Here is a 12,724-nt window from a genome sequence, read left to right as displayed (position 1 = left end):
GCGTAAATTCAGCAAGTTGATTAAGCATCAATATAGCGTAATCTGCGGATGCTTTATCCCGCACACCAGCGCATAACGCGTTAATGTATCGAGACTCGCCCGGGTAATATTCGCTTCCATTCTTGATACCGTTGGTGCGCTGACGCCCATCCGCTCCGCCACCTGGGCGCGCGTCAGGCCAGCATGATTGCGCCATTGCGCCAGCATCTCCCGCAAACGCTCCTTGCGCTCTTCTGCATCAAAGGAAGCCTGAACCTCTGAATCGCTTAACAGTTCAGCCCTGAGTTCATCCCAGTCAATAATCTTCTTGCTCATCCAACATCTCCTGTTGTCGCTTCAGTGCCAGACGAAGTTCAGCAGAGGGCGTTTTTTGCGTCTTCTTAACAAACACGCGCAAAAGAAAAATCGTCTTTTCCCGCTGGTAAACATAGATACCTCGGGTATGGATCAGCCCAACGGTCCTTATTTCAAACAGGCCATGCGGCAATGGTTTGCTGTCAGGTTCCCGAAGAGCCGTCGGGTTTAAACGCAATTTATCAAGCTGGCGAATCAGCTTCGCCTTCACCCCAGCAGGTAGTAAGAGAATCTCTTCCCTTACCGCCTCATGAACGATAAGTCTGAACACGATATTTCATCCCTGATGATATTAGCATATAAGGCAATTTGCATTAAAGGCTAATTTAGCTTTTCGTGTCCCACCTTACCCATTTTTAACAGGAAGAACCGGAGCCGCTTTGATTACCTGAAAGCGCCTCGCAAAAAACTTACTTCCCCTGCGCCGCCAGCCATTCCATCGCCCTTTCCCCCGCCTCATCCACCGGGAGATACACCAGTAGCCGCGATCCGTTTCGCGGCGCGGAGTACCAGTACATCTGCTGCAGCGTAAAATCTCCCAGTTCTGGATGGGTAAACAGCTTGAGCTGGTTCTCCACGCCGCGCACGTCGTTGCGCTGGTGCCACAGGGTTTTGAACTCTTCGGACACCGCGAAGAAGCGCGCCAGTTTGGCCTCCCACAGCGGGTCGCCCCGGTGTTCGGCCATCGCCGCGCGGAAATAGGAGACGAAAATCGGCAGCACGTCGTCGCGTCTGCCGAGACGAGCGCGCCACGCCGGATGGGTAAGGAACAGGTAAATACAGTTGCGGTCTTCCGGCGGGATGGCGTTGAAATCGACGCCCATGAGATGCCCGAAGCTGTCATTCCACGCGACGATGTCGAAGTTGGGCTTCTGAATGCTGGCGGGTTTAGGCATCAGGGTATCGAGCAGGCGGCGCGTGCCTTCGCTGATACCCTCGCAGCAGACCGCCTGCGGGGCTTCACCCGGCGGCAAGCCGGCGAGCACGAAAAGATGCCGGGCCTCGGTCGGGGTGCACTGCAGCGCTTTTGCGATGGCGGCCATCACTGCGCTGGAGGGGTTGACGTCCCTGCCCTGCTCAAGCCAGGTGTACCAGGTCACGCCCACGTCAGCGAGCATCGCCACCTCTTCCCGGCGCAGGCCCGGCGTGCGCCGCCGACCGCTGCGCGGCAGGCCGAGACGCTGGGGATCGAGGCTTTCCCGCCGGGCACGTAAAAATGCCCCCAGCTGTTTTCGGGTGTCATCCTGAATTGAGGTGACGGGTTCAGACATCAAGGCCATAAATCCCCCTGCATGGTAGTGCCAGTACCAGTATAAGCAAGAACTGGTACCCGTTTATCAGATGGTTGATGCTACGACCATCTGATGAATGACGCAATGGAGTTACCATGAATACGTCAGTTGTTTCACCGGGTCGCGCAGGCCTGATATTGCTGTTAACCGGCCAGATGCTGCCGATGATTGATACCTCAATCACCAACGTGGCGCTGGACGCCATCACCCACTCGCTGCACGCCACCGCCACCGAGCTGGAGCTCATTGTCGCTCTCTACGGCGTGGCCTTTGCCGTCTGCCTTGCGCTCGGCAGCAAGCTGGGGGATAACCTTGGCCGCCGTCGCCTGTTTATGTGGGGCGTGGCCGTTTTTGGGCTGGCCTCGCTGCTGTGCGGGATGGCGGGAAATATTGAACAACTGCTGGCCGCACGCATCGTTCAGGGCGCGGGGGCAGCGCTCATCATGCCGCAGATCCTCGCCACGCTGCACGTCACGCTAAAAGGTAGCGCCCACGCGAAAGCCATTAGCCTGTTTGGCGGCATTGGCGGGATTGCGTTTATCGTCGGGCAGATGGGCGGCGGCTGGCTGGTGTCGGCGGATATCGCCGGGCTGGGCTGGCGTAACGCCTTCTTTATCAACGTGCCGATTTGTCTGGTGGTGCTGGCGTTAAGCCGCCGCTACGTGCCGGAAACCCGTCGTGAAACACCGTCGCGCATCGACTGGACAGGCACCGTGCTGCTGGCCCTCATTCTTTGCTGCCTGCTGTTCCCGATGGCGCTCGGTCCCCAGTGGCACTGGCCGTGGTCGCTGAAGGTTATGCTTCTTGCCATTATTCCGCTGGCCTGGCTGATGGCGCGGAACGCGCGCAAAAAGGAGAGAGAGAATGCCCATCCGCTGATCCCGCCACGCCTGCTTCAGCTTCGCAGCGTTCGCTTTGGCATCGTGATTGCGCTGCTCTTTTTCAGCGTCTGGTCCGGGTTTATGTTCTGTATGGCGCTGACCATGCAGACCGGTCTGGGGATGGCGCCGTGGCAGTCCGGGAACAGCTTTATCGCCCTGGGCGTGACCTATTTTATCTCTGCCTGGTTCGCGCCACGGTTGATTGCCCGCTACAGTACCAGCACGATTCTGCTGACGGGTCTGGCAATTCAGATAATCGGCCTGCTGGCGCTCATCGCGACGTTCCGGATTTGGGGCGTAAACAACACCGCGCTGACGCTGGCCCCTGCCACCGGGCTGGTGGGCTACGGCCAGGCGCTGATTGTAAACAGCTTCTACCGCATCGGGATGCGCGACATCCAGCCTGACGACGCAGGGGCCGCAAGCGCCATTCTCAGCACGCTGCAGCAGGCCGCGCTGGGTCTGGGACCGGCCATTTTCGGGGCGATTTTGCTGCACGGGCTGCAGCATTACCACGGGGATTACGCGCAGGCGATTACCCTTTTCCTGGCGGTGGAAACCGGCCTGATGGTTATCCTGGCGCTGGCGACGCTGCGCATGCGTCATCGTCTCTGCCTGCCGGTAGTGAAGGTCTGTGAGGCCGCCAAATAACCCTGTGAATTTGCATAATAGATCCGCAGCCGCCATTATGGGGCTGCAACAATACAGGAGACGTTATGCAGGAATTAATTGCTCAGGTTGAAGAGTTAGGGATTGAAATTAATCACACCACCTCTTTAGTGATTATCTTTGGTATTATTTTTCTCACCGCCATCATTGTTCATTTTATTTTGCACAAACTGGTGCTGCGCGCATTCGAGAAACGCGCGCAGGCCAGTAGCCATTTATGGCTGCAAATCATTACCCAGAATAAATTATTTCACCGTCTGGCCTTTACCCTGCAGGGGATAATCGTCAACGTTCAGGCGGTACTGTGGTTGCAAAAAGGCAGCGAAGCGGCGGAAATACTCACCACCTGCGCGAAGCTGTGGGTGATGGTGTATGCCCTGCTCTCCTTCTTCTCGCTGCTGGACGTGATATTTAATCTGTCGCAAAAGATGGCGACCGCCTCGCAGTTGCCGCTGAAGGGGATCTTCCAGGGCATCAAGCTGGTGAGCGCTATCCTGGTGGGGATATTGATTATCTCCCTGCTGATCGGCCAGTCCCCGGCGATTCTGATCAGCGGTCTGGGTGCGATGGCCGCCGTCCTGATGCTGGTGTTTAAAGACCCGATACTCGGCCTTGTGGCGGGTATTCAGCTTTCCGCCAACGACATGCTCAAGCTCGGCGACTGGCTGGAGATGCCGAAGTACGGCGCTAATGGTACGGTGACGGACATCGGCCTGACGACCGTTAAAGTACGCAACTTCGATAACACCATCACCACCATTCCGACGTGGGCGCTGGTCTCCGACGCCTTTATCAACTGGAGTGGGATGTCCGCCTCCGGCGGGCGACGCATCAAGCGCAGCCTGAATATCGATACCACCAGCATTCATTTTCTCGACGAGCAGGAGCAGCAGAAGCTGATTCAGGCAAAACTGCTGAAGCCTTATCTGGCCGCGCGCCATGAGGAAATCAGCCTGTGGAATCAGCAGAACGGCGAAGGGGAATCGGTATTAAACCTGCGCAAGATGACCAATATCGGCACCTTCCGCGCCTACCTGAATGAATATCTGCGTAACCATCCGCGTATTCGTAAAGATATGACGCTGATGGTGCGCCAGCTGGCGCCGGATGCCAACGGGCTGCCGATTGAAATATATGCCTTTACCAATACGGTAATCTGGGCGGAATACGAAGATATTCAGGCCGATATTTTCGACCATATTTTCGCGGTAGTGGATGAGTTTGGCCTGCGTATTCACCAGTCGCCGACCGGGAACGATATTCGCTCCCTGGCAGGCGTTATTGCCAGATAATCAGGTGCTGGCGCGGGAAATAAAGCGCCAGTCCATCATCACCCTTTCCGTGGGCGCATCCGGGTTGTCGATTTTGTTTAAGAGAAGATTGACCGCCTTGCGCCCGATATCGCGCGACGGCTGTTCGATGGTGGTAAGTGAAATCATGTCCGCCAGCTCCGTACCGTCAAAGCCGACCACGGCAATATCCTCTGGCACCCGCAGACCTGCCTGCTGAATGGCGCGCAGCGCGCCCGCCGCCAGCGTATCGGAAACGGCAAATACCGCATCCGGCGGATTATCTTTTAACAGGTTTTGCATCGCCGCCATGCCCGCCCCGGAGCTGAGATCGCTGGCATACTCCACCGCCTGATAGTCCAGATCCCGCAGGTGGATCACGCTCTTGTAGCCGCGTTCGCGCAGGCGGGCATACTTGTAGCTGAGATCGTGGTTGATCATCGCGATACGCTTGCGGCCGCCGTCGGCCAGCTGGCTGACGGCATGCTGTGAAGCGTCCACATCATTGATGCCGACGCAGGAGACCGCGCCCGCATCGGCGTATTCGGCGCACTGCACCCACGGTGCAGAACCAATCAGCGCGGCAAGTTCCGGCAGCTTCGAGAAGGCGTCCATGGTGATAATGCCGTCGACGATTTTGCCGGAGAGCAGGCTCAAGCCCGAGCGGGAGCGCTCGATGTCCGAGCCGGAGTTGCACAGCAGAATGCGGTAGCCGTTTTTCTCCGCCTCGGCTTCGATGCCCTTCACCACTTCGGCGCAGAACGGGTTGGCGATGTTGGACACCATCACCAGGATCATATAGCTGCGGGCGGTGCGCAGCTGACGGGCGAGCAGATTTGGCTGGTAGTTGCTCTCCTGAATCGCCTGCAGAACGCGCTCGCGGTTTTTCGCCTTCACGGTGTCGCTGTTATTCAGCACGCGGGAGACCGTTGCCACGGAAACCCCGGCCAGCTGAGCGATTTTCTGAATTGACATAGCGACGATACATCCTGCGGTTAGCGTTTTGTGCAGGCTACCATAAATTTGTTGCCCGGCGAACCGGGCAATGCGTCAGCATTCCACGCGCACCCAGCGCTGCTGCTGATGGCTTTTCACAATGGCATCAATGATATACATCACGTTTGCGCCATCGTGAAACGTCGCAAACTGCGGCGTCTCCGGCATTGCGCCCGCCTGCACGGCGCGGTAGAACTGCGCCATCATATTTTTGAAGGCATCCGGCCAGCCTTCAATATGCCCGCCAGGGAAGTGGGCGCTGTCGGCCACGTCAGGGTTCATCAGGCCTGGATCGTCGGTGAGCGTCTGGTTGGCCTGCGCACGATGGCCGATCCACAGCTGCTGCGGCACCTCCTGGTCCCACGCCAGCGAGCGCTCGCTGCCGTTGATCTCAAACGTCAGGCGGTTTTTACGCCCGGCGCTCACCTGCGAGACGCTAAAGCAGCCCTTGCTGCCGTCGTCAAAGCGGAACAGCACCGAGCCGAAGTCTTCGGTCGTGACCGGTTTGTCTTCATACTCCGCCTGTTCGTCATGGGAGAAGGTTTGATTCCCGCCCTTGCTGGCCCTGCGCGTCGGCCAGACGATGGAGAGATCCGCCATCACCTCGGTAATGCGCCGCCCGGTGACGAACTGCACCGTGTCGCACCAGTGGGAGCCGATATCCGCCACCGCGCGCGATGCGCCGCCGAGCGCGGCATCCACCCGCCAGTTGTAGTCGGTTTCCAGCAGCATCCAGTCCTGTAGGTAGCTGCCGTGTGAGGCAAAAATCCGCCCGAGGCTGCTTGCGCGCAGCATGCTCGCCGCCTGACGCACCATCGCAAACTGGCGATAGACGAAGCTCACGCCATGCACCACGTCCGCCTGCTCCGCCAGCGCCACCAGCTCGCGCGCCTCCTCAGGCGTCATGCACAACGGCTTTTCGGAAAACACGTGTTTGCCCGCGCGCAGGATCTGGCGGTTAATCTGTGCGTGCAGGTGGTTCGGCGTGCAGTTGTGCACTACGTGCAAATCAGGGTGCGCGAGCAGTTCCTCAACGCTGCCGTACGCGTGCGGTACGTTTAGCAGGCGCGCCTTTTCCTGCGCCTTAACGAGCGAGCCGTCACACAGCGCGACCACCTGAACAAACCCGAGGCGCCTGAGCGCCTCGATATGTGCCGGGCCAATAAACCCGCTGCCGACGATCCCGACGTTAATCATGACTGCCCCCTGCGGCGAAATCATCAAACGCCCGTCCGGAAACGGGAATGATATGGCGGCGGATAAATTCGCTGCCTTCGCGCGCGCCGGTATCGCCATCCTTCAGGCAGCACTCCCACTCCAGCACCGCCCAGCCGTCGTAGTCGTACTGGGTCAGCTTGCTGAAAATGCCCTTAAAGTCGATCTGCCCGTCGCCGGGCGAGCGGAAGCGTCCGGCGCGGTTGATCCACGGCTGGTAGCCGCCGTAGACGCCGCTGCGCCCGCTGGGGCGGAACTCGGCATCCTTCACGTGGAACGCCTTGATGCGCGCATGGAAGATGTCGATAAAGGCCAGATAGTCCATCTGCTGGAGCAGCATATGGCTCGGATCAAAGAGGATGTTGCAGCGCGGATGGTTATCCACCAGCGCCAAAAAACGCTCGAAGGTCACGCCGTCGTGCAGATCTTCCCCGGGATGCAGCTCAAAACAGACATCCACCCCCTGCTCGCCAAAGCTATCCAGTATTGGCCGCCAGCGGGTTGCCAGCTCCTCGAACGCTTCCTGAAAACGCTGCTCGTTATGCGGCGGCCACGGATAGAAAAACGGCCACGCCAGCGAGCCGGAGAAGGTGGCGTGCGCCTTCAGACCTAATCTTGCCGAGGCGACCGCCGCCTGCTTCAGTTTTTCGGTTGCCCACGCCCGGCGCGCCGCATCGTTACCGCGCACTGATGCGGGCGCGAAGTGGTCAAACGCGTCGCTGTAAACCGGATTCACCGCCACGAGCTGCCCTTCCAGATGGGTCGACAGTTCGCTGATAACCAGCCCGTGTGCGGCCAGCTTTGCGGTAATGTCGTCGCAGTAGGCCTGGCTCTCCGCCGCTTTCTCGACGTCAAAGATGTGCGGATGGTTGCAGGGGATCTGCACCGCCTTATAACCTTTACCTGCCGCCCATTCAGCCAGCCCGTCGAGCGAGTTAAACGGCGCTTCTGCGCCAATAAACTGCGACAGAAAAATGCCGGGTCCTTTCATCGTCCTCATACCACCTCCTGAACGTTACGCCTTGTCATCGTCATACTTAAACGTGAGAAGGAAAATCAGCGCGATCGCCGCGGCCGCTACCGCCGGGATCCACCAGAATGTCACCCACGCCTGCGGCACGGTCTGCCCTGCCACCAGGCGGTTATAGAGCGCGCCGGAAATCTGCGAGCCAAGCAGCATGCCGATGCCGTAGGTGAACATCACGATCATGCTCTGGGCCTGGCCTTTGACCTTTTCGCCTGCCACCCGGTCGGTGTAGATAAAGCCGACGACAAAGAAGAAATCGTAGCAGACGCCGTGGAGCAGAATGCCGAGATACAGCAGAATGCGCCCCTCCTCGCTGACGCCCAGCGCGAACATGGCGTAGCGCACGAACCACGCCAGCATGCCGATCAGTAGCATGACCTTCACGCCCAGACGGCGGAACAGCAGCGGAATGACCAGCATGAAGAAGATCTCGGACATCTGCCCGAAGGACATGGCGGTGCTGACGTCGGCAATTCCTGCATCCGCCAGATACGAGGCGGTGTAGGCGTAATAGGTGCCGAGCGGGACGGAGATCAGCATCGCGCAGACGGAGAAGACGAAAAAGTGGCGGGTTTTGAGCAGCGCGAACGCATCCGCGCAGAAGAGATCCCGCACCTTCACCGGCAGGCCTTTCGCGGGCGCAGGCGTGTGCGGCAGCGTCAGGCTGTAAAGCGCCAGCAGCACGGAGCTGGCCGCCGCTACCTTAAAGATGGTAACGCTGGACGCCACGCCGGTGACGCCGATGAAAATGCCCGCCACGATCCAGCCGATGGTGCCGAACACGCGCACCAGCGGGAAGGTTTTATCCACGTTCGCCAGGCTATGGAACGCGATGTTGTTGGTCAGCGCCAGCGTCGGCATGTAGCAGTGCGTGTAGCCAAACAGCAGGCCAATCAGCAGCGCGCCGTTCTCGGCAATCAGCGCCCCCGGCACGAACCAGAGGATCGCCGCGCCCGCGAGGTGCATCACCGCCATCACCTTCTGCGAGGCGAAGAAGCGGTCCACCAGCATCCCGAGCACGAACGGCGAAAGAATCGAGGCGATTGGCCCGGCGGAGAACGCATCGCCAATCAGCAGAGACATGTTGTGCTGGGTCATCACCAGGCCGAGCGTGACCGACCAGCTACCCCAGATAAAAAATTGCAGAAACATCATCAGCGACAGCCGCGGCACCAGTAGCCGGTGCTGCGCTATCGCCTTTTCACTACTTTCAGTTGACACCATGATAAGCCTCACCCGGAAAAAGTAATCGATTACAAAACAACTCAAATGAAAAGTAATCGATTACAAAATAAAGATCCTGTGGATCGTAGAAGATTTGGGAGGGGGGTCACGATAAAGATGAAGCAGTGTTTTGTAGGCTTGTAAGCGCAGCGCCACCGGGCGTGAAGGCAGGTGCGGTCTGGTTTGGTGCGGTCTGTTGCCCTCACCCCGGCCCTCTCCCACAGGGAGAGGGAGAAAAACGGGCTACTTTTTGCGTGAGAGCTTAAACGCGATAAACAGGAACACCACCCATACCGGCAGCAGCATTGCTGAAAGCCGCATCTCATCCATGGTGCACATCAGCACCAGAATCAACGCCAGGAACGCGATACAGAGGTAGTTCCCCGCCGGATAGAGCAGCGCTTTGAACTGCGTCTCGCGCCCCTTGCGGCGCATCGCCGCGCGGAAACGCAGGTGCGCCAGGCAGATCATGATCCAGTTCAGCAGCAGCGTCGCCACAACCAGCGCCATCAGCAGGCCAAAGGCCTGTTTCGGCAGCAGGTAGTTAATTAGCACTACCAGAGACGTAATCGCGCCGGAAAGGAACAGCGAATTGACCGGCACGCCGCGGCGGCTGACGCGGGTAAGGAACTTCGGTGCGTTGCCCTGTACGGAGAGGCCAAACAGCATACGGCTGTTGGAGTAGACCCCGCTGTTGTACACCGACAAAGAGGCCACCAGAATGACGAAGTTCAGTGCCGAAGCCACCACGTTGCTGTTGAGATCGTGGAAAATCATCACGAACGGGCTGCTGTCGGACTTCACTTCCACCCACGGATAGAGCGCCAGCAGCACCACCAGCGAGCCGATATAGAACAGCAGAATACGGTACACCACCTGGTTGACCGCTTTCGGAATGCTTTTATGCGGATCGCGCGCTTCGGCCGCGGTAATGCCAATCAGCTCCAGACCGCCGAAGGAGAACATAATCACCGCCAGCGAGAGGATGAGCCCTTTCCAGCCGGTCGCCAGGAAGCCGCCGTGCTGCCACAGGTTGTCGATAGTGGCCCGCTCGCCGCCGTGGCCGGAGAACAGCAGCCACAGGCCAAAGCCGATCATGCCGATAATTGCCAGCACCTTAATCAGCGCAAACCAGAACTCGGTTTCACCATACAGGCGCACGTTGACGAGGTTAACGGCGTTAATGATGATGAAGAAGGCCGCCGCCCAGATCCACGTGGGCACGTCCGGCAGCCAGTACTGCATGTAGATGCCTGCGGCGGTCAGCTCCGCCATCCCCACCAGCACGAACATCACCCAGTAGTTCCAGCCGGAGAGGAAGCCTGCGAACGGGCCCCAGTATTTATAGGCAAAGTGCGCGAAGGAGCCTGACACCGGCTCTTCAACGACCATCTCGCCGAGCTGGCGCATGATCAGGAAGGCGATAACCCCGGCGATAGCGTAGCCCAGCAGAACCGCCGGGCCGGCCATCTGAATGGCGGGGCCGATGCCGAGAAACAGCCCGGTACCGATTGCGCCGCCGAGGGCAATTAACTGAATATGTCGATTTTGCAAACCACGTTGCAGCGTCGGATTCTGATCCGACGAGGCTTCAGCGCGACCATGGCCTGAAGCGGATGACGCGTCTTTCACGCCCTACCCCTGTCTCTTTTTTAGAAGGGGCACGTTTTAACACTTCATGCTGGTGGTAGCAAGCTTAACGCCGGGCCAGCGCGTGCGCCCGGCGGATAAACGTCACGACCCGATAATTCCGCCGTCCGCTTTAACGATCACCACCGTCGACGATCGCGGGCGTCCGTTCGGGCTGGCGTCCGGCCAGTTAGAGACGGCGCGAGGATTGGCCGGGTCGGTAATATCATCCCCGCCCTCCCCTGGGTGCTGAATGTTGATAAACAGCGTGCGGTTGTCCGGCGTAAACGCAATGCCGGTGATCTCACACCCGCGCGGCCCGGTCAGGAAACGGCGATACTCGTTGGTGCCCGGAATGGTCGCCACCATCTGGTTATTGCCCATCCCCTCGTACGCTTTCTTATTGATGGTGCTGGAGGAGACGTCGGTCTGGATCCACAGGATGCCCTGATGATCGAAAGAGAGTCCGTCCGGACTGCCGAATGCCGCGCCCTGCATGGAGCCTTTGGCCTTCGGATCGTCGCCGTCGGTGCGTCCGGCCATGACCAGAATATCCCACTTAAAGCGCGCGGCAGCAGGGTCCGCGCCGTCTTCGTGCCAGTGCATGATATGCCCAAACACGTTGTTGGCGCGCGGGTTGGCGGCATCCACCGGCGCTTTCCCCTCTTTCCCGCGATCGCTGTTGTTGGTGAGCGTACAGTAGACGCTGCCGCTGGCGTGCGGATCGACGGCTATCCATTCGGGGCGATCCATTTTGGTCGCCCCCACCGCGTCGGCCGCCAGGCGGGTTTTAATCAGCAGATCGCCCTGGTTTTCAAACCCTTTACTCTTATCCAGGCCATTTTGCCCGAAGATTAGCGGCAGCCAGTCGCCGCTCCCGTCCTCGTTGAACCTGGCGACGTACAGCGTGCCGGAGGTCAGCAGCTGCATATTGGCTTCACGGTTCGCGGGATCGTATTTTTTGTCCGAGACAAACTTATAGATGTACTCAAACTTCTGATCGTCCCCCATGTAGACCACCACGCGGTTATCGGCGGCGAGCGTGACGGCTGCCCCCTCATGCTTGAAGCGGCCCAGGGCGGTGTGCTTGCGCGGTGTGGAGGTGGGGTTGTAGGGATCGATCTCCACGACCCAGCCGAAACGGTTGGGTTCGTTAGGAGTTTTATCGACGCTGAACCGCTCGTCCACCTCGTTCCAGCGGTAGGATTCATCGCTGTCGCTGATGCCGTAGCGTTTTTCCAGTAGATTGAGATCGGCTTTTTTGACAAAAATATCCGACCAGTTTTCCTCGCAGGTGAGATAGGTGCCCCACGGCGTGTGGCCGTTGGCGCAGTTTTGCATGGTGCCCAGCACGCGCTCCCCCTGCGGGTCGGCGGCGGTTTTCATTAAGTCCTGATGCCGCGCCGGGCCGGTAAGCTGCATCGGCGTATTGACGGTGATGCGGCGGGCATATGAAGACGGGCGTACCACCTGCCAGTCGCTGCCCGCTTTTTTCACTTCCACCACCGAGACGCCCATCGCGTTCTGCCCCTTGCGGGCCTTGTCGAGGCTCCAGTTCGCCGTACCGTCGGTAAACAGCATCCCGTTGTCGATGTATTCATGGTTCATCGCCAGCAGGCCATGCTCCGGGTTTTGCTCCCCCTGCGGCAGGCTAAACCACGCCATGCCGTCGTGGTGCATACCCGCCTGCACAGCCTGTTCGTCCGTGGTGTTGCTGGCGTCCGGCTTAAAGGCCGGCATGTTGTTTTTGATCCCCGTCGGGTCACCCCAACGATAGAACGGGCGGGCAATATAGCCTTCCGGCACCCTGACCGTATCTTCGGTAGAGACGTCGATGCTGGTAAAGCCCAGGGAAACCGCTTTTGCCAGCGCGGAAGGCTTCGATACCGCGGCAATGGCGTTCTCAGGTTTGATCAGAAACGGGAATGATACGGCGGCCCCCGCAACGGCCCCCATCTGGAGAAAACGGCGGCGGGAGAGGAACACCTCTGCCACCTCGGAGAATACCGGGTTTGCGCTGCGGTTAGCGATGTCGTCGCGATGTTCTTTTTTAAAAACGGATTTGAGGGGTCTGCCCATAGCGGCTTCCTGTCATTGGCCAAGAGGTAAAGAGTTGGCGACCAGTGTAAGAAGCTTTTATTACAATTT

11 protein-coding genes are annotated in these 12,724 nt (G+C 58.9%); 2 read left to right on the top strand and 9 right to left on the bottom strand.

What is annotated here, in order from left to right; translation table 11 throughout:
- Positions 1-27: 27 nt before the first annotated feature.
- The 3 genes from INF77_RS19720 to INF77_RS19710 all read right to left on the bottom strand — a co-directional run bounded on the left by INF77_RS19720 (position 28) and on the right by INF77_RS19710 (position 1,634).
- Positions 28-315, bottom strand: coding sequence for a helix-turn-helix domain-containing protein (locus tag INF77_RS19720; protein WP_028012247.1), 288 nt, complete (start codon positions 313-315; stop codon positions 28-30).
- A complete protein-coding gene (locus INF77_RS19715; protein ID WP_028012246.1) occupies positions 296-625 on the bottom strand; it encodes a type II toxin-antitoxin system RelE/ParE family toxin in 330 nt (109 codons plus the stop codon). Before INF77_RS19715 ends, INF77_RS19720 begins: the two co-directional genes overlap by 20 nt.
- Before the next feature lie 139 nt (positions 626-764).
- On the bottom strand, positions 765-1,634 hold the full coding sequence (locus tag INF77_RS19710; protein ID WP_193532188.1) for a helix-turn-helix transcriptional regulator: 870 nt from the start codon (positions 1,632-1,634) through the stop codon (positions 765-767).
- A gap of 107 nt (positions 1,635-1,741) precedes the next feature.
- On the opposite strand from INF77_RS19710, the gene INF77_RS19705 reads away from it, so the two are divergent.
- Together INF77_RS19705 and INF77_RS19700 are read left to right on the top strand one after the other, a co-directional pair.
- Positions 1,742-3,178 carry an MFS transporter gene (locus INF77_RS19705; protein ID WP_048998955.1) on the top strand — a complete coding sequence of 479 codons (1,437 nt, stop codon included), beginning with the start codon at positions 1,742-1,744 and terminating at the stop codon, positions 3,176-3,178.
- Positions 3,179-3,243: 65 nt separating this feature from the next.
- A complete protein-coding gene (locus INF77_RS19700) occupies positions 3,244-4,488 on the top strand; it encodes a mechanosensitive ion channel family protein (RefSeq protein WP_041911005.1) in 1,245 nt (414 codons plus the stop codon).
- Here the strand turns inward: INF77_RS19700 and INF77_RS19695 are convergent, their stop codons facing one another.
- The 6 genes from INF77_RS19695 to INF77_RS19670 all read right to left on the bottom strand — a co-directional run bounded on the left by INF77_RS19695 (position 4,489) and on the right by INF77_RS19670 (position 12,655).
- The gene (locus INF77_RS19695; RefSeq protein WP_047362669.1) at positions 4,489-5,460 is read right to left on the bottom strand and encodes a LacI family DNA-binding transcriptional regulator; all 972 of its coding nucleotides are present in this window, start codon (positions 5,458-5,460) and stop codon (positions 4,489-4,491) included. It abuts the gene before it with no gap.
- A gap of 75 nt (positions 5,461-5,535) precedes the next feature.
- Positions 5,536-6,678, bottom strand: a complete 1,143-nt coding sequence (locus INF77_RS19690; protein ID WP_193532187.1) for a Gfo/Idh/MocA family protein — start codon at positions 6,676-6,678, stop codon at positions 5,536-5,538.
- Positions 6,671-7,696, bottom strand: coding sequence for a sugar phosphate isomerase/epimerase (locus INF77_RS19685; RefSeq protein WP_193532186.1), 1,026 nt, complete (start codon positions 7,694-7,696; stop codon positions 6,671-6,673). The genes INF77_RS19690 and INF77_RS19685 overlap by 8 nt, the downstream gene beginning before the upstream one ends.
- Before the next feature lie 15 nt (positions 7,697-7,711).
- A complete protein-coding gene (locus INF77_RS19680) occupies positions 7,712-8,947 on the bottom strand; it encodes an MFS transporter (protein WP_193532185.1) in 1,236 nt (411 codons plus the stop codon).
- Between the two features lie 243 nt (positions 8,948-9,190).
- A complete protein-coding gene (gene pheP, locus INF77_RS19675; RefSeq protein WP_028012237.1) occupies positions 9,191-10,579 on the bottom strand; it encodes a phenylalanine transporter in 1,389 nt (462 codons plus the stop codon).
- A gap of 102 nt (positions 10,580-10,681) precedes the next feature.
- The gene (locus INF77_RS19670) at positions 10,682-12,655 is read right to left on the bottom strand and encodes a PhoX family phosphatase (protein ID WP_193532184.1); all 1,974 of its coding nucleotides are present in this window, start codon (positions 12,653-12,655) and stop codon (positions 10,682-10,684) included.
- Between the last annotated feature and the right edge of the window lie 69 nt (positions 12,656-12,724).

The organism is Enterobacter cloacae complex sp. P1B (assembly GCF_014982345.1).
GTDB lineage: Bacteria > Pseudomonadota > Gammaproteobacteria > Enterobacterales > Enterobacteriaceae > Enterobacter > Enterobacter bugandensis.
This window is presented reverse-complemented; position numbering and strand designations above follow the sequence as displayed.